This window comes from Pseudomonas sp. SB113 (genome assembly GCF_040754745.1).
Taxonomy (GTDB): Bacteria; Pseudomonadota; Gammaproteobacteria; order Pseudomonadales; family Pseudomonadaceae; genus Aquipseudomonas; species Aquipseudomonas grimontii.
On the sequence record NZ_JBFMHW010000006.1, the window covers coordinates 187,296 to 204,449 of the forward strand.

Genomic DNA, 17,154 nt, shown 5'->3' on the forward strand with positions numbered 1-17,154 from the left:
GGCGTTTTCCTTATTGTTCTTGGCGGTGCCTGGATACTAGCAACGGCACCTGGCCCACTGATTATGAAAATCACCAAGGTGTAGTGCGATTTTGACCGGCGAGGGCTAGTCTGTTGCGACTGGCCCCAGGACAAAAACAATGAAAACCCTACCGCCCGTCCACCGCATCGCCCTATTGTTTAACGGCAGCAAAATCTACGACCGCGGCATCATCGCCGGCATCGGCAATTACCTGAGCAGCACGCGCGCGTCCTGGGATTTGTTCCTCGAGGAGGATTTTCTCTGTCGCCTGCGCGGTATCGAGCGCTGGCAGGGCGACGGCATCATTGCCGACTTCGACGACCCGCTGATCGGCGAAGCGTTGGCCGACAGCAAGTTGCCGGTGGTGGCGGTGGGTGGCTCGTATGAAGACGCGCGCGCTTATCCCAAGGGCATTCCCTACGTGGCCACCGACAACCATGAGTTGATGAAGCTGGCGTACGAGCACCTGATCGAGGCCGGGCTGACCCGATTTGCCTGTTTCAGCCTGCCCGAGGCCCAGGCCAATCGCTGGGCCCAGGAGCGTGAAAAAGCCTTTCGCCGCCTGCTGCAACGCGATGGTCTGCACGTCGAGGTGTATCGCGGCCTGGGCACCAGCGCGCCGTTGTGGGACAGCGCGGTGGAACAGCAGATTGCCTGGCTGCACAGCCTGCCCAAGCCCATCGGCATCATCGCCGTCACCGACGCCCGCGCCCGACAACTGCTGCAAGCCTGCCTCACCGCCGGCATCGCCGTGCCGGAGCAAGTCGCATTGATCGGCATCGACAATGACCCCCTGACCCGCACCCTCACGCGCGTGCCGCTGAGTTCGGTGATCCAGGGCACGGAAACCATGGGGCGCACGGCCGCCGCCTTGCTGCACCAGATGCTGCACGGCAAACCGTGCGTGGGCACGCAGGTCCTGGTGCCGCCGGAGGCGATCAATGTACAGGCCTCCAGCTTGCATCAACCCTTGGGTAATCCGTACGTGATGCAGGCGCTGCTGTTTATCCGCCAGTACGCCTGCCAGGGCATCAAGACCGCGCAGGTGGCGGCCTATGTCGGCGTGTCGCGCTCATCCCTGGAAGCGCACTTTCGCAAGGTGCGCGGCTGCAGCGTGCATGACGAGATCCTGCGTTTCAAACTCGCCGCCGCCGCCAAGGGCCTGGAAAGCCACGAACTGGCGATTGCCGATATTGCCGCCAAGTGCGGCTTCAAGTCGGCGCAGTACCTGCATACGGTGTTTCGTCGCGAGTTTGGTTGTACGCCGCGGGAGTACCAGCAGGGCTAAAAGAGTAATCCCAGTAAGGAGGCTTTGACGGCAGCTTCTGCTTTGTTGCTGGCCTGGAGTTTGCGCATGGCGTTGACCAGATGAAACTTTACCGTTCGCGTATCGATGCTGAGGATCATGCTGATCTCGACATAGGTTTTGCCAAGGGCCGTCCATCTCAAGGTTTCTTTTTCCCGTGCGGTCAGGGGGCGGTGGATTTCTGGCAGGCATTTTTCGGAGAAGAAGCGCGTCATCGATTCGTGTGCCAACTGCGTCAGCCAGATCAACTTGTTTTCGATGTGCTCAAGCTCCGTGGTTGAAATGTATTCACCGGAGCGGGACACCGAGAGTAAACCAATCGCGTTAGGGCCGCGTTGCGAAGACAGGCACCAGCCATGGTTGAGCTGGTAATGACGCGCTTCCTCCCAGAAAGTCAGGTGTTGTTGCTGTTGTGCAGCGGACCAGTGCAGCGGGATGGAGCGGGTCAGGCCATGGGCGACGGTGGGGTCTTGGGAGAAGTAGTTTTCACTGACGTACTTCTCTTCCCACGAGGCGGGATAGTTTGAAATCAGCACATATTGCGAAGTGCTTGAGGGCAACGGAACTTTTAATCCGTAGGAGCAGAATTCGAAACCTAAGTTGGACGTTATCGTATGCAGCTTGTTGAATAGTTCATGTTCGGTCGCGCAGCCCGACACTGCCTCGATTAACGTTTCGCGCCATTCTTTCACCAATAATACCTTCCGTGGTCAGCGCCCCCTGAGTGTGTGAGGCGGGGGCAGATTATACAGACTCTGCAGCGGATAGAGGGCGCGCGGTTGAACGCTCGCGAGTGGCATACAAAAGTCGGTAACCCCTTATTCGGCGTGGGGCGTAGGCGAGATGAAGGAGGTGGTCGAAGCACTCTTGTTGTTTATTTATTAGTACGTCAGTACTAGAAAGTCGGTTTTCGACCAGTAAGTTCTGGCCAGGCAATGGGGGTTCCGATTGACCTGCCCATTCGGGCAGCTACTCACTCAGTGAGGGGTTTGTTGTACTTGCTTAATCATATTGGCGGGCTGGATGGTTGGCATGCTTACGGCAATAACAGGGACGGTTGGCGAACTTTTGCCAGGCATGGTTGGGGCGTTGGCTAAATATCGGTATGAAGTATTCGTTAAGGCGTTGGGTTGGCCGTTACATTGCGAAGAGGGTATTGAACTGGATGCGTTTGACCGTCCGGATACCGTCTATGTAGTGGCCTGTGATCGTGATCGCGAAATATTCGGTTGTGCCCGACTTCTTCCCACGAATGGTCCGTATTTGTTGGGGGAAGTTTTTCCTCATTTGATGGGCGTCAGTTCTCTGCCTTTTTCAGCCGACATCTGGGAGCTTTCACGGTTCGCCATCAGCCAGCCCAAGGGCCAGGTATTAACCGCTGCGCAAGCCTGGAAAAACACAGTGACGCTGGTTCGAGAGGTCATTGATGTTGCGCGCTCAAAGGGCGCTTTCCGATTGATTGCATTCAGTGCGGTAGGCAATGAGCGTCTGCTCAAACGCATGGGCGTCACTACCCGGCGAATTTCACCACCGCACCTTATCGATAACCAAAGCATCGTGCCCTTCTGGATCGAGATCGACGACCAAACCACCCGCGCCTTGTGCCTGGCCGCCTGAAAACCCTGCCATGCATGTGGGGCGAGAATATTGATGAGTAGAGTAATAGGTTTGGCGGCGTGCGACTGGTATGCCTTGCAGCGTCTGGACCAGCAAGTGTCGGTGGTAGGTCGCACACAGCAGCAAATCGAACAGCGGGTGATAGCCGCCTGCGAGCATTCAGCCACTGAGCATAACGTCCCGGTGGCCTGGCAGGATGAGCACGGTAACCTCGTCGCCTTCTGCATTGTGCATTTTGATCGGCGAGCAATGATCAACGGGCTGGATACTGCGTATTTTTCGACCCTGATCGCGCTACCCCAGGCAGATGCCTTGCAGGCGCTGATGCGCAGTTCAATCGACTATATAAACAGCTCGCGGTTGCTGCCCCGGCAGGTGACCGACCTGGTCGGCCCTATTCACAGTTCGTTCCTGGTCGAGCGCGGGCTGCGTACGTTCGAGTCTGATTTCAATGTGTTTTCATTGCCCGCCAATACGCTGGCGCTCGCGCATGCATTGACCGAAGCCGGTTTCCACAAAGAAAAAGACCTGATCGAGATTGTCTTCGAACCGCCTGCCCAGGGTTATCAGTACCAGGCCCTGGAAGAAAAACTGACGCAACGATTGGCGGGTATCAAGTTTGTTCATTGTGGCCAGGATGAACTGGTCGCCAAGAGTCAGCAATTGGCCGATTGCTATAACCGCGCCTGGGAACGCAATTGGGGCTATAGCCCGGCGTTGAAAGGGCAGTTTGAAGTGGCGGCTCGTAATATCAGGAATATTTCTGCGTTGATTGCCGAACGGGAGGGTGAAGTCATCGGCTTTACCATGTTTGCACCCGCCCTGAATGAACAAGGTTTATATGGCCGGGCGTTTTTCACTGGTGTTGCGCCGGAGTATCAACGCAAGGGCTTGTCGGTTGCGCTCACGCTGAAGTTATCCGCGATTGCATTAAGTGTGGTCGGACGCGGGCGCATCAGTGTGTCCTGGATGCTGGAAGACAACATCATGGTACTGCGCACCATGCGCCACCTCACTCAAGAGGGTGTTTGCCATGAGCGAGTTTATCGAATTTATAGATATGCCACGCCGGCTGAATGAGAGTGTTATGCGCATAGATGACGTCGCCTTCAAATCGAAAGAGTTGGGTTATTACACCTACTTCCCTAAAGTACGTTCGGCCTGTGGTCGGGACATGACCCTCGCAGATGGGCGCACATTGTTGAACTTTGCGTCGTGTGACTACTTGGGCTTGTCCAATAACGAACGTATGAAAGAGTCGGCCATCGCGGCCATTCGCGAGTACGGTTCGAATATCGGTGGGCCGATGATTTTCAGTGGTTTTACCGAGTACCACGAGCGCTTGCAAAGCCGCTACCGTGATTTGTTTGGTGGGCGCACCACGCTGATGTTTACCACGTCGTACCAGGCGAACTTCGGGGTGATCCCCCTGGCCGCTGAGCGCGCCGACCTGATTTTGCTCGACAAACTGTCCCATGTCTCGATCTGGGATGGCGTGAAATTATCCGGTTGCCCATTCAGGGCCTATAGCCACGCAGACGTGGAGATGCTCGGGCAATTGGTGCAGCTCAATCAGGATAAGAAAATCCTGATTATCAGCGACGGTGTGTTTTCTGCCGACGGCGATGTGGCTGATCTTGCTGCCATCGTGGCATTGAAGCAGGTGCATCCACAGCTCGAAATCTACATCGACGATGCCCACGGTGTGGGTATGTTGGGCGACTCCGGTCAGGGGGCTTGTGAATCGGCGGGGGTGGTCGCGCAGGTTGACTACATTGTCGGCACCATGAGCAAGGCGTTCGGCTCTTCCGGTGGGTTCGTAGTGTTTAAGGACGATGAGTTCGCCGAACGGGTACGGTTCCGTTGCCCGACCTACAACGCTTCGCGGTCGGTGTCACCGGGTGTCGCTTCTGCGTCGTGCACGGCGCTTGAAATCAACGCGACGCAGGGCGCGGAACGCCGACAGGCACTGGCCGAATTGACGCGCTATACCCACGAACAACTGAGTGCCCTGGGCGTGGACAAGCTCAGCTCCCGAACGGCGGTGATTCCCGTGGTGTTCAAGGACCCGATGGAGGCTGCACGGGTCAACGCCGAGCTGGTTAAGCAAGGCATCATGGGGTCGCTGTTTGTGCCGCCCTTTGTCCCTAATCATCAATCCCGGATCAGGCTGTGCCTGACGTACAACCATACGGTCGCCGATGTGGATTACTGCATCACAGCCCTGCGCAGCGTGATCTGAGACTGGCGTCTGTACCCAATGGTAGCGGGCGCCTGTGCCCGCTATTTAATACGTCAACGAAGTGGTAATGAAATGGTTCAGGTGGCTTCGGCTCTGTTAGGCATCGTGCTTTTCTATTTTGTGCTGTGTAAAGGCTTGGGGCTGTTGGTGCTCAATCACGGCGTGCGGGTGAACTACACGAGGAAAGTCGGGCACTTCTCGATGTTCCTGCTGCCCAGCCTGTTTTTCGTCCTGTTCAATATTCAAAGTACCCATGAGCGCCTGCTGCTATCGATGGTTTCTACCGCCATCCTGTTCCTGGCGATGTGTGGATGGTCGCGGCGTCGGTCCCTCACCGCACAGCATATGTTTGCCAGTATCGATCGCCCGGAAGACTCGCCGCACACCCTTTCCTGGCTGGTGAGCCAAACCGTGGCGGGGCTGTTCGTGCTGTGGGTGACCCAGTATTGCTGGCTGGCGCTCGGGGTGCCGGTGGAGCTGATGTACATCACGATTCTGGCCACCACCTTCGGTGACGGGCTGGCAGAGCCTGTGGGCATCCGTTTTGGTAAGCACGAGTACGTTGCCAAGGGCTTTTTTATCGATAAGAAGTTCAAGCGAACCCTTGAAGGGTCGGCCACCGTGTTTGTGATGTCTATGGTGTTTTGCGTGGCGTTCGAGCAGTACTTTTCAGCGGGACAGTTTTTCCTGCTCTGTGCTGTGTTTCCACTTGCACTGACGCTGACGGAAGCCAAATCCCCGCACACCTGGGATACGCCGTTTCTGTTTCTGGTCGGTAACGCAATCGTGACGGGAGTCTATCTGCTGTGATTTACCTGATTCGACATGCCTCACCACAGGTTGACTATTCGCGCTGCGGTGCGGCGCTGGCCAAGGTTCGCCTGGATGAGTACAACCACACCGCACTGATCGAAGAAGACGAAATCAGCGGTTTCTTGAACCGCGCGCAGTTGTCGCAGCCGCTGCTGAGTGCCGAAGCCACCATCTTGTCGTCACCCGTCAACCGAGCCTATGCCACTGCGTGCCGTCTGTTCGGTGAAGAGCGAGTCCAACGGGACAACCGTCTGCACGAGTACGACTTGCGCTTGAGCGCCATTCCCTTGGTGACGATGGGCTTGAGGCAATGGTTCGCTCTGCACCGGGTGGCCTGGCTGCTGGGCATTTCGTTGGGCGCTGCCTCCCGCAAGGCTGAGTACCGTCGAGCGGCAGCGGTCGCGGATGAACTCCACGCCGCCAGCACCGGGGCCGGCAAGACCGTGGTGGTTGTCTCCCACGGCATGTTTCTGCGAACGGTGCGCAAGCGCCTGCAAAAGCAGGGTATGCAGGCGCAAACGGTTTATCGCTCAGGGTGTTTCACGGTCGAAACTTTAACCCCATGAAAGGGATTGCGTGTACGTGAAGAAGATACTGCTGTTAGGCGCCAGTGGATTTATCGGAAGAGGGGTCTATGAACGCCTGGACCCGGTACCGGGCATTGAGGTGATCCGCCACTCGCGTTCGCCCAGGGCGGGTTACAAGGCCTGCGAAATCGGTTCGCCGGCATTCGCTGAATTGGTCGACGAAAGCGACTGTATTGTCAATTGCACCGGCATCGGTCTCAGCCGCCTGGGAACGGCCGGCGAAACCAATAAAGGCCTCACAGAGCAGATACTCGCGGCGATCAAACCCAGTGCCGCGGGCAAGAAGCCGCTGTTTCATTTGAGCAGCGTCAAAGCCCATAACCCCGAGCAACGGGTGGATGCCTACGCTGATGACAAGTACGCAGCGGAGCAGGTTATTCACCTCAATTGCGCCAAAGTGCAGGGCGTCATATTGCGCGTGCCGACGGTACTGGGTCGGCATGACAAGAACCTGCTGCCGATGATTTCGATGTGCCGGTTGAAACTGCTGCCGAAGGTCACCGGTCAACTTCCGGCCCTGCATGTGATTGGGGTGCAGAGCATTGCCAACTGCATTATCCAGTGGTTGTCGCGCGTTCCCGACCAGGCACTGCAGACGTACTACCTGCTCAGTGACCATACGGTGACCTACAACGATCTGGTAGGCGAAGTGTATGCCCGCCTGCAACCGGTCGGGAATGGCACGACGTTACGTTCGGCCAGCGTGCGCACGATGGCCAGGGTCTACAAAGTGCTGACGTTCATGGACGGCTTCAGGCGCGCACGCAAGCTGTTTCCATGGGCGCGCTTCAATGACCTGTTTGTCTGCCCCTGGCAAATCGAAAGCGGTGTAGGCGTGATCGAGACCCCGCTCAGCGTGTCGGCTTTGATAGGAGACTACTTTGAAAACGCTCAGGGTTGATGTCGCGTTAAGCCTTCTGATGCCGTTGGCATGTGCGTCGGCAATCCTCGTGTATTACGCCGGTCTGACATTCCTGGGGCCGATCATCATGGCCAGTGTCCTGCTGCTGGCCGAATTGTATTTTCTCCACGAAACCGACAGCGACAGCAGCTTCGATAAGGGCATCAAGAGCGGCTTCATGGTGTCCTGTGGCATATCGATCGTCATGTTGTTGCAGTTGCTGATTCGCAGTGATGTGTTGTTGCAACTTATCGGCTCACTGCTGATCGCCGTAGGGATCGGTTTGCGCGCTCATGGAAAGATCGTCTTGGGGCGGCACTTTTCCCACTCTCTGCGTGTGCTGGTCGATCATGAGTTGGTCAAGGTCGGTTCCTTCAAATATATCCGGCATCCGGCGTATCTGGGCACCTTGCTGATCGTGACCGGTTTTTCCTTGTACACGAGTATTTACGCGGCGCTGATCATCTTTTTTCTTGCACTTGCGTTGATTCTCAAGCGCGTGAACCAGGAGGAAAAGATGATGGTGGGTTATTTCGGCGCGGCGTACCGGCAGTACCAGTTCGATAGCTTCAAAGTTATCCCGTTTGTTATCTGAGTCGTTTTATTAAAAGGAGCATTTATGAACACTGTGCATGAAGCAAAGATCAAGCAGATCGTCGCCAAAGTATTGGGGGTCAATGCCTCGGAGATTCTCAACCACGAAAACTTTGTCGAGGCTTACGGTGCCGATTCGATGTCAGGTATAGAAATTCTGGCGGGTATCGAAGGGGCTTTCCAGGTGCGCGTTGATGAAGCGTATCTGCCACAGATCATCAGTGTTGATTCCATTCTCGGGTTTATCCACGAGACCCTGCCCGCGGCCGAGTGTGCATGATGAACGCCGACCAGGGCAGGAGGGTGGTGGTCACGGGGCTGGGGCCGGTCAGTCCGATCGGCATCGGCAAAGCCGCGTTTTTCGAGGCGTTGAAAGCCGGCGCTAATGGCACGGCGCCGCTTTGCAAAATCGACACCGATCGCTTCGAGCGCAAATACGGGTGTGAAGTGAAGTCGCCGGTCGAGCCCTTGATCCCGAATTTCGGCGCCTTTGCGCGTTCCGGGGTTGCCAGCCATTTTGCCCTTGCTGCCACTGAACTGGCTCTGGCAGACGCGGGTATCGAGCGGGCCGCGATTCGCGGCCAGCGGGTCAATTGTTATTTCGGTACCACCTACGGCGAGTCGGATCGGATCGACAGCATGGTGACGGCCATGGCTGACCCCCAGTCGGACTCGCAAGCGTCAGTCGATTCGGCGTTTGCCTCTGAAATAAGCCGTGATGTGCTCAGGTCAATCGGTTCGACCGGTGAATCGCTCACCATCGGCAATGCCTGCTCGGCCAGCAACACAGCGCTGATCTTCGGCTATGAGGCGATCAAGGCCGGGGACTGTGAGATTGCCATCTGCGGTGGCAGCGACGCGGTCTACAAAGCGACCTTCGCCACCTTCCATCGCTTGGGCAGCATGACCGACAAAGACTGCACGCCGTTCAATACCGGACGTAGAGGTGTGCTGACCGCCGAAGGTGGCAGTGCCCTGGTGCTTGAGGATTACGAGCGGGCGCTGCGTCGGGGCGCGCCTATCTATGGTGAGGTGCTGGGTTTTGCGATGAACTGCGATGCTGACCACATGGTGAGGCTCAATCACCAGCGTGTCGGCGAATGCCTGCAGGCGGCGCTGGACAGGGCCGCAGTGGCGCCGAGCGCGGTGGGGTATATCTGCGCCCATGGCACCGGCACCGTGGCCAATGACAGCAACGAATACCAAGCTATTGAAGCGGTCTTCGGGGCCTCGCCGCCGCCGGTGAGTTCGATCAAATCCATGATGGGGCACAGCATGGGCGCGGCGGCCGGTTTTGGCGCGATCGCCTGCATGCTGGCGTTAGGCGAAGGGCTGCCGCCGACAATCAATGTCACCGAGCAGGACCCGCACATCCCCCTTGATGTGGTTGCACAGGGGTTCCGGGCCGGCAAGGTCGATGTGGCGGTCAACAACGCTTTCGCTTTTGGCGGGAATAATTCAATTCTGGTATTCGGTAATCTGAAATGACGGGCGACGCTATCGTTGGATTGATCCTGCGTGATTGGGTCATGTTGCAAATGCCCGGTGAGTTCGAGCACGGCGGCGTGGAATTGAACCGGGGCACCTTGCCGGCGTGGGACTTGGCCGCTGGCGAGCTGGTGGCGAGCCGTGAGCTGAAAAATTTTGATCGCCAAGCCCTGTTGCTGCTGGCGGCGATGGCGTTGATCAGCGATGACAACCACGGTGACGCCTTGACGTGCTCGGCTCTTATCGGTGCAACGTCAAATGGGTCTATCGACAGCGTCATTCAGTTGATCAAGGAGTCCAACGACAACCGCTTTGCCTTTCAGGTCAATCCCGCGCAGATCCCCAATACCGTGATCAATTCGTCGTTGGGCCAATTGGCGATCAAATACGGCATCAAGGGCGCGAACGTCTCGCTGTGTGCAAAGGAGCTGAGTTTTTACAACGCCTTGGTTCAAACCTTGAGGATTGCCCGGCGCGGTGATTCGGAACGTCTCTACACCACGGCGCTTGAGACGTTCAGTGGTGAGTTTGGTAAGCGCTACGTACGTGCTATCGAACGGCCCGATGAAGAACGGCCGGACACGGCGGCGGTGTTCAGCTTTCAGGCCAGTACCGACACGCAGGCGCCGGGGCTGGTCGTACGGGCCTGTGTCACGGGGCGACTGCTCGCCGCCGACGCGGCCAGCCTGGGCGAGCTTATACGCGAGTTTCTGCTGGGGCAGGGCATTGAGTCGGGTGAGTGGCGCGTGAGCCTGGCCGCGCCGGATGCCTGGCCGGCGGCCTGCGTGCAGTTGAGCACGGCCCTGGGTATGCCGGTCGAGAGGCTCGATCGGGCCAAGGCCTTGAGTTTGTCCCTGGTCGGCGCCTATCAATTGGCGTACTTGGCCAAACACATCCCGGCGCAGGGCGGCGGTGTGATGGTCTGTGTGGATGAAGAAGGTTTTTATGGCGTTGCACTGGTTCAGCGTAACGATGTTCAAGGGGCCGCTTCAGGTGGGCCCGGAAATTCGAGTCAGGCGGGTAACTTATGATTGCGTTAGCCAGAGGGCTGCTGGTGTTGGTGTTGATCGTGTTGAGCTTTCCATTCCTGTGTCTCTACATGTTGATCAACCCCTCGAAGAATAGAAACCTGTACGTGGCCTGCCGAGCCTACTCGGTAATTAATAAAATTTTCTCGGTGCGCGTCGAGGTGCGGGGCTTTGACAGCATTCCCACGACCCGTCCGTATATCTACGTGGCCAACCACCAATGCAACTATGACGTGTTGATCGTGGCGCAGGCGCTCAATCCGGGCACCGTGATCGTCGGTAAGAAATCGCTCAAATGGCTGCCGCTGGTCGGGCAGTTGTATTGGCTGACCGGCAGCCTGTTCATTGATAGAAACAGCCCACGGGCGTCTATCCAGAGTTTGCGCAAGATTGCCAAGCGAGTGGTAGCAGACAACACGTCACTGTGGATCTTTCCCGAAGGCACACGAAGCCATGGCGGCGAGATGCTGCCCTTCAAGACCGGGGCCTTCCGGATCGCCAAGGACATGGGGGTGGGGATTGTTCCTGTCACGATCAGTCCTGCGGTCAACCATATCGCCTACAACGCCTTTCGCAGTACTGACGTGAGCATCATTGCCCACCCGCCCATCGAGGCTGATGAGGTGGCGGCGATGAGTGCAAAACAGCTGGCCAATCACGCCCGCGAGATTATCAACAACGCGATTCCTGTGGTTCAGCCATAGCAAACCGTGGTCGTATCGAACAGCAAGGAGCACACAATGGGTTTTCTCACGGGCAAGCGCGTGCTGATCGTCGGCGTCGCCAGCCGCTTGTCGATTGCTTCAGGCATCGCGCAAGCCATGCATCGCGAGGGCGCAGAGTTGGCGTTCACGTATCAGAATGAAAAGTTCAAGGGCCGCGTTGAAGCACTGGCGGCTGAATGGGGTACCGGAGCGGCCTTGTGCGTACCCTGCGATGTGGCGAGCGATGATGAAATTGCGCAGGTGTTCGAACATCTGGGGCAGCACTGGGACGCCCTGGATTGCATCGTGCATTGCGTGGGTTTCGCACCGCTTGAGCAACTCGACGGCGATTTCACCGAAGTCACCACACGCGAGGGGTTTCGCAGTGCTCACGATATCAGCGCCTACAGCCTGGTGGCGTTGGCCAAAGCCGGGCGTGCAATGATGCGCGGCCGCCAGGGTAGTGTACTGACGCTGTCTTATCTGGGGGCTGGGCGCACGATGCCAAACTACAACGTCATGGGCATGGCCAAGGCCAGCCTGGAGGCTGGCGTGCGCTACCTGGCCAGCAGCCTTGGCCCCGAAGGCACCCGCGTGAACGCCATCTCGGCAGGCCCGATCCGCACCCTGGCCGCGTCGGGCATCAAGAACTTTGGTGCCATGCTGACGACCAGCGAAGCCCATGCGCCGCTGCGGCGCAACGTCACCATCGACGAAGTCGGCAACGCGGGCGCCTTCCTGTGCTCCAACCTGGCGTCCGGTATCAGCGGTGAAATCCTCCATGTGGATGCGGGTTTCAACACGACCGCCATGGGTGTCTGAAACACGTCAGAACGTCGCCTTGACCTGCAACCCCAGCACCAGCGCATTGTCGATGTTCTCCCCCGAAAACGCCCCCGGCTCGATGCTCAAAGAACATTCCCACGCTCCTGCAGCCCGTGACGCTCCGCGCCACCTGTGCGTAGTAGCCGAAACTTGCAGCGCTCACCAGTGGGAGGGCGCTTGCCCCCGATGCCGGAGCGCGGTGCAGGGGCACCGCGCGGACAGAGAGGTTATGGCAGGGCGTAGGCGATCACGTAGTCGCCACGGTCGGTGGACTGGCGCGCACCGCCGGCGGTGACGACGATGTACTGCTTGCCGGTTTTCGGCGACACGTAGGTCATCGGGCCGCCTTGGCTGCCGACGGGCAGGCGGGCCTTCCAGATTTCATCGCCGTTGCCGCTGTTGAAGGCGCGCAGGTAGAAGTCCTGGGTGCCGGCGATAAAGATCAGGCCGCCCTGGGTCGACAGCGTGCCGCCGAGGGTCGGCAGACCGATCTTGATCGGCAGGTGCATGCGGATGCCCAGCGGGCCGGTGTCTTCAACGGTGCCCACCGGCACTTGCCACGCGACTTTCTGGGTCTTCATGTCGATGGCGGTGAGGGTGCCGAACGGCGGCGCCTGGCACGGAATGCCGGCCACCGACAGGAAGCGGTTTTTGTTCACCGCATACGGCGTGCCCTTGAGCGGTACCGCGCCCATGCCAGTGTTCAGCGCTTCGCCACCGGACGAAGTCTGGGCCTTGTTCTGCGACGGCAGCATCTGGATCCACAGGCCCAGGCGCATGTCGTTGACAAAGATAAAGCCGTGCACCGGGTCGGTGGAAATACTGCCCCAGTTCATGCCGCCCAGGGAGCCTGGGAAACTCAGGGATTTATCGGTGCCCGGCGCGGTGTACAGGCCGTCGTAGCGCATGCCCTTGAAGTCGATGCGGCACAGCAACTGGTCGTACGGCGTGGCACCCCACATGTCCGATTCGGTCAGGGTTTGCGCGCCAATCTGCGGCATGCCCACGGATTTCGGCTGGGTTGGCGAGTAGGGTTCGTTGGGGATATTGGCGGCCTTGACCGGGACTTCCTTGACGTCGGTGAGTGGCTGGCCGGTGGCGCGGTCGAGTACATAGATTTGCCCGGCCTTGGTGCCAATCACCACCGCCGGTACCGCCTTGTCGCTGCCCGGTGGGGTGAAGTCGATCAGGCTCGGCTGCATCGGCAGGTCGAAGTCCCACAGGTCATTGTGGACGGTCTGGTACACCCACTTTTCAGCCCCGGTGGAGGCATCCAGCGCCAATACCGAAGCACCGTATTTGTGGTTGAGCTGGGTGCGTTCCACGCCGTAGATGTCGGTGGACGAGCTGCCCATCGGCAGGAAGACCGTGTTCATCAACGGGTCGTAGGACATCGGCGCCCAGCTGTTCGGTGTACTGCGCACGTAGGTCTTGTCGCCGGTCGGGGCCTGTTTGTCTTCCGGGTTGCCCGGGTCGAACGCCCAGCGCATTTGCCCGCTGATCACGTCAAAGCCACGGATCACACCGCCGGGCATGTCGGTTTGGACGTTATCCGCGACGCGGCCGCCCACCACCACGGTAGTCCCGGCGATCAACGGCGCGGAAGACAGTTGGTAGTAGCTGTCCGGCACATTGCCCAGGCCGGCTTTCAGGTCCACCTGGCCGTGGGTGCCGAAGTCTTCGCAGAATTTGCCGGTGTCGGCATCCACGGCGATCAGGCGCGCATCGATGGTGTTGGTCAGCAAGCGGCGCTGGCATTGCGCACCGGCTGGAACGCTGGCGGCAATGATCGGCGAGCTGTTGGGCTGGGTCGGCTGGGCAATCGGCGCGGTGGCGTCGAAATACGCCATGCCCCGGCAACGCTGCCACACCGCCGACTTGGCGTTGACTTCGTTCTTCCACAGCTCTTTGCCGGTGTCGGCGTCGAGGGCGATCAGGTTGTTGTGCGGCGTGCAGATAAACACCTTGTTGCCGATCTGCAGGGGCGTGAGCTGGTCTTCGGCGCCATTGCCGTCGCTGAGAGCCACGTCACCGGTGTGGTAGGTCCACGCCACTTTGAGCTGGTTAATGTTGTCGCGATTGATCTGGTCCAGCGCGGCGAAGCGGCTGCCACCTTCGGTGTTGCCGTAGTGGGCCCAGTCTTTCTGAGCATCGGCCGGGGCTACCGGGGTGATACCAGGGCCTGCACCGGTTGGGGCGACACTGGGGTGGGCGACAAACATATTGCCCGCCGCAGCCGCCACGCCCACCGCCAACACGGCGGCAACGCCATAGGCACCGCGCGCAGGTCGGCCCGCCAGCAGCGGATACACCAGCGCCACCACCAGGCCGATGACCGCGAACATGAACAGCCGCGAGAACAGCGGCCAGAACACCAGGCCCACATCCGCCACCGCCCAGATGGCCGTGCCGATCAGGAACGCCGCGAACAGCCATGCACCTGCGGTGTTACGTCGGGCAATCAACAGGCCGGAAACCGCCATGGCTGCGCCGCCGATCACGAAGTACCAGGAGCCGCCTAGGCTGATCAGTTTGACGCCGCCGATGGCCAGCGCGAGGCCGAGCAGGGCGATGATCACGCCCAGACCCAGGAGTAAGAATCTAGAGACGCCAGTGGCGCGCGATGCTCGTTTCATGTCGAAAGGACTCGAGTGAGAGAGGGCAAAGACGCGATTTTAGCAAGATAAGTAACTGGTTAGTACATTAGAGTCCTGCAATAGTCTATTACAGGTGCTGCGATGATGGGCTGGGGCTAAATGTCGCGCGTGTCGGCTAAGTGTAGGCACCCCTTGGGCAACAGGTGGCAGCGCGCAAGCCCGTTGCCACATACGGGGTGGGTTTGGTTTTACGCCTCGGCTGGTTTTTTGCCGCGAGGTTTTTTCTGCGCCGTTTCCCCGTCCTCCAGCGCGTCGCCCCCCAGGCTGCGAGTCAACTCGACGGCGGCCTGCTGGAACAGCGGGTGCAATGTCTGCGCCTGCTCGGCGGTCAGGCGACTGGCCGGGCCGGACAGCACCAGGGCGCCGATCAGGTTTTCCCCTGGGCCGAAGATCGGCAGTGCCATCGAAGCGGCGTGGGGGTCGGTGGCGCCATGGGAAAACAACGGCTTGATCATCTTCGCCGCCAGCGAATACGGCGTGCGTAACGCTTCGGCACCGGCTGCACCGTCCATGGGGCGGGTGTCGCCCGGTTGCAGGTGCAAGCGCAGGTGATGCGGGGAGTTGACCCGGTAGAGGCACATTCGGTAGGCGCCGTGGCGTACATAGAATGAAGCGGTTTCGCCGGTTTCCTGGGTCAGACGGTGCAGCAGCGGGGTGATATGGCGCTCAAGGTCGAGGCCGTCCTGGTACACCGTGTTCAAGCGCATGATCTCGGTCGCCAGCTGGTAGCGGCCGTCCGCCAGGCGAGTGATCAGGCCGTGGTCTTCCAGTGACACCATCAGGCGCATGATGGTGCTCTTGATCAGCCCGGTGCGCGCGGCCAGTTCGGCCAGTTCCAGGGCTGTGTCCCCCATCTTGAAGGCGGTGAGCACGGTCAGCACCCGATCAGCCGAAGCAACTCCGGTGACGGCGGGGCGTGGGCGTGTTTTTACCATGGGGGGCTCCTTGAAGGGGGGGGCGGGTACGCTGCAAAATACTGGCATTGCCCGCAGGGGGCAATGCCAAGCGATTGACCGTACAGCGATTTCAGCGCATTAGCGGGCGATCAGTTCGCCTGTGCCGCTCAAATCCCGCATCTGCCTGCGCCCCATCAGCAGCACCATCACGGCACCGGCGGCACACAGCGCCGCCAGCGGCAACAGGGCCAGGGCGTAACTGCCGGTGGCGTGGTGAATGGTGCCGTACACATTCACCATGATGCCGCCACCAATCAGATTGGCCATCGCGCCCACGGCGGCCAGACCGGCGGCGGCAGTGGAGGACGAGAGCCAGGTCGAAACCAGCGCCCAGAACGGCCCCTTCATCGAGTACGCCCCGATCAACACCATGGACAGCATGAACACCGTCGCCACGAGCGAGGAGGTGACCAGTGCGAGCAGCAAGCCAGCGGTGATCAGCAGCAAGGTCGTCGCGGTGTGCCAGCGGCGTTCACCGCTCTTGTCGGAGCTGCGTCCCCACAGAATCATCAGCACCGATGCCAGCCCGTAGGGAATGGCATTGACGAGGCCGATTTCCAGGTTGTTCAGGCCAAACGTCTTGAGCAATTGCGGCGCCCACACGCTCATGGTGCTGCCCGCCGCCGACGCGCCGGAGTAGATCAGTGCCAGTACCCAAATGTGCTTGTGGCGCAGCAGTTTCCACAGCGAGATATGCCCGATGGCGGTCTTGCGGCTGCGCTCTTCGTCCAGGCGGCCGGTGAGCCAGCTGCGTTGCTCGTTGCTCAGCCACTTGGCCTGTTCGGGGCGGTCGGTGAGCACGAACAAGCAGGCGATGCCCAGCAGTACGGCGGGGATGCCCTCGATGATGAACAGCCAGTGCCAGCCGCGCATGCCGAACCAGCCGTCCAGGCTCAGCAACAAGCCAGACAGCGGCGAACCAATGAAGTTGGCGCCGGGAATGGCGACCATGAAGATCGCGACCATGCGCCCCCGGTATGCCGCTGGCAGCCAGTAGGTGAGGTACAGCAGCACGCCCGGGAAGAAGCCGGCCTCGGCCGCACCCAGCAAAAAGCGCATCACGTACAGCGAATTGGCACCGGTCACAAACGCAGTCCCGGCGGAAATCAGCCCCCAGGTGATCATGATCCGCGCAATCCACACCCGGGCGCCGAAACGTTGCAGTGCCAGGTTGCTGGGCACCTCCACCAGGAAATACGACACGAAGAACAGACTGCTGGCAAAGCCGAAGATCGCTGGCGTAAGGCCCAGGTCCTGGTTCATCTGCAGGGATGCCATGCCGATATTGCCGCGATCAATGATCGCCAGCAGGTAGCAAAGGATCAGGAACGGCAGTAGCCGCCACGCCACCTTGCGCATGGTTGAGCGCTCGATCGCGCTGATGTCGGTAGAACTGATAGGCATGACTCTCTCCC

At 59.4% G+C, this 17,154-nt stretch carries 18 protein-coding genes; 13 read left to right on the top strand and 5 right to left on the bottom strand.

Translation table 11 applies throughout. From position 1 onward, the window contains the following. Window positions 1–139: 139 nt before the first annotated feature. Window positions 140–1,309, top strand: coding sequence for a XylR family transcriptional regulator (locus AB1462_RS10490; protein WP_259194868.1), 1,170 nt, complete (start codon window positions 140–142; stop codon window positions 1,307–1,309). Here the strand turns inward: AB1462_RS10490 and AB1462_RS10495 are convergent. Beyond that, the gene (locus tag AB1462_RS10495; protein WP_259194869.1) at window positions 1,306–2,019 is read right to left on the bottom strand and encodes an autoinducer binding domain-containing protein; all 714 of its coding nucleotides are present in this window, start codon (window positions 2,017–2,019) and stop codon (window positions 1,306–1,308) included. The genes AB1462_RS10490 and AB1462_RS10495 overlap by 4 nt on opposite strands. A 340-nt stretch (window positions 2,020–2,359) precedes the next feature. On the opposite strand from AB1462_RS10495, the gene AB1462_RS10500 reads away from it, so the two are divergent. Continuing rightward, window positions 2,360–2,944 carry an acyl-homoserine-lactone synthase gene (locus AB1462_RS10500; RefSeq protein ID WP_259194870.1) on the top strand — a complete coding sequence of 195 codons (585 nt, stop codon included), beginning with the start codon at window positions 2,360–2,362 and terminating at the stop codon, window positions 2,942–2,944. On the opposite strand, the gene AB1462_RS10505 is transcribed toward AB1462_RS10500, so the two are convergent. Continuing rightward, window positions 2,865–3,194: a hypothetical protein gene (locus AB1462_RS10505; protein WP_367246689.1), complete on the bottom strand. Its 330-nt coding sequence runs from the start codon at window positions 3,192–3,194 to the stop codon at window positions 2,865–2,867. The two genes, AB1462_RS10500 and AB1462_RS10505, sit on opposite strands and share 80 nt — an antisense overlap. Between AB1462_RS10505 and AB1462_RS10510 the strand changes: the two genes are divergently transcribed. The 11 genes from AB1462_RS10510 to AB1462_RS10560 all read left to right on the top strand — a co-directional run bounded on the left by AB1462_RS10510 (window position 3,083) and on the right by AB1462_RS10560 (window position 12,123). Then, on the top strand, window positions 3,083–4,024 hold the full coding sequence (locus AB1462_RS10510) for a GNAT family N-acetyltransferase (RefSeq protein ID WP_259194871.1): 942 nt from the start codon (window positions 3,083–3,085) through the stop codon (window positions 4,022–4,024). The genes AB1462_RS10505 and AB1462_RS10510 overlap by 112 nt on opposite strands. Before the next feature lie 7 nt (window positions 4,025–4,031). Then, the gene (locus AB1462_RS10515) at window positions 4,032–5,186 is read left to right on the top strand and encodes a pyridoxal phosphate-dependent aminotransferase family protein (protein WP_259194872.1); all 1,155 of its coding nucleotides are present in this window, start codon (window positions 4,032–4,034) and stop codon (window positions 5,184–5,186) included. A gap of 72 nt (window positions 5,187–5,258) precedes the next feature. Next, window positions 5,259–5,996, top strand: coding sequence for a hypothetical protein (locus AB1462_RS10520; protein ID WP_259194873.1), 738 nt, complete (start codon window positions 5,259–5,261; stop codon window positions 5,994–5,996). Further along, a complete protein-coding gene (locus AB1462_RS10525) occupies window positions 5,993–6,565 on the top strand; it encodes a histidine phosphatase family protein (RefSeq protein ID WP_259194874.1) in 573 nt (190 codons plus the stop codon). Before AB1462_RS10520 ends, AB1462_RS10525 begins: the two co-directional genes overlap by 4 nt. Before the next feature lie 16 nt (window positions 6,566–6,581). Further along, window positions 6,582–7,487: an NAD-dependent epimerase/dehydratase family protein gene (locus AB1462_RS10530; RefSeq protein WP_367246690.1), complete on the top strand. Its 906-nt coding sequence runs from the start codon at window positions 6,582–6,584 to the stop codon at window positions 7,485–7,487. Beyond that, window positions 7,468–8,082: an isoprenylcysteine carboxylmethyltransferase family protein gene (locus tag AB1462_RS10535; protein ID WP_367246691.1), complete on the top strand. Its 615-nt coding sequence runs from the start codon at window positions 7,468–7,470 to the stop codon at window positions 8,080–8,082. The genes AB1462_RS10530 and AB1462_RS10535 overlap by 20 nt, the downstream gene beginning before the upstream one ends. A gap of 24 nt (window positions 8,083–8,106) precedes the next feature. Next, window positions 8,107–8,361, top strand: a complete 255-nt coding sequence (locus AB1462_RS10540; RefSeq protein WP_259194877.1) for an acyl carrier protein — start codon at window positions 8,107–8,109, stop codon at window positions 8,359–8,361. Next, window positions 8,358–9,569: a beta-ketoacyl synthase gene (locus AB1462_RS10545; protein WP_367246692.1), complete on the top strand. Its 1,212-nt coding sequence runs from the start codon at window positions 8,358–8,360 to the stop codon at window positions 9,567–9,569. Before AB1462_RS10540 ends, AB1462_RS10545 begins: the two co-directional genes overlap by 4 nt. After that, the gene (locus tag AB1462_RS10550) at window positions 9,566–10,600 is read left to right on the top strand and encodes a hypothetical protein (protein WP_259194879.1); all 1,035 of its coding nucleotides are present in this window, start codon (window positions 9,566–9,568) and stop codon (window positions 10,598–10,600) included. The genes AB1462_RS10545 and AB1462_RS10550 overlap by 4 nt, the downstream gene beginning before the upstream one ends. After that, window positions 10,597–11,301, top strand: coding sequence for a lysophospholipid acyltransferase family protein (locus AB1462_RS10555; protein ID WP_330215298.1), 705 nt, complete (start codon window positions 10,597–10,599; stop codon window positions 11,299–11,301). The genes AB1462_RS10550 and AB1462_RS10555 overlap by 4 nt, the downstream gene beginning before the upstream one ends. A 36-nt stretch (window positions 11,302–11,337) precedes the next feature. Next, complete coding sequence (locus AB1462_RS10560; RefSeq protein ID WP_259194881.1) at window positions 11,338–12,123, top strand: enoyl-ACP reductase; 786 nt, start codon at window positions 11,338–11,340, stop codon at window positions 12,121–12,123. A 230-nt stretch (window positions 12,124–12,353) separates the two neighbouring features. On the opposite strand, the gene AB1462_RS10565 is transcribed toward AB1462_RS10560, so the two are convergent. The 3 genes from AB1462_RS10565 to AB1462_RS10575 form a co-directional block, all read right to left on the bottom strand. Then, a complete protein-coding gene (locus tag AB1462_RS10565; RefSeq protein ID WP_367246693.1) occupies window positions 12,354–14,762 on the bottom strand; it encodes a glucose/quinate/shikimate family membrane-bound PQQ-dependent dehydrogenase in 2,409 nt (802 codons plus the stop codon). Window positions 14,763–14,971: 209 nt separating this feature from the next. After that, on the bottom strand, window positions 14,972–15,718 hold the full coding sequence (locus AB1462_RS10570) for an IclR family transcriptional regulator (protein ID WP_027603563.1): 747 nt from the start codon (window positions 15,716–15,718) through the stop codon (window positions 14,972–14,974). 99 nt (window positions 15,719–15,817) lie between these two features. Next, complete coding sequence (locus tag AB1462_RS10575) at window positions 15,818–17,143, bottom strand: MFS transporter (RefSeq protein ID WP_367246694.1); 1,326 nt, start codon at window positions 17,141–17,143, stop codon at window positions 15,818–15,820. Between the last annotated feature and the right edge of the window lie 11 nt (window positions 17,144–17,154).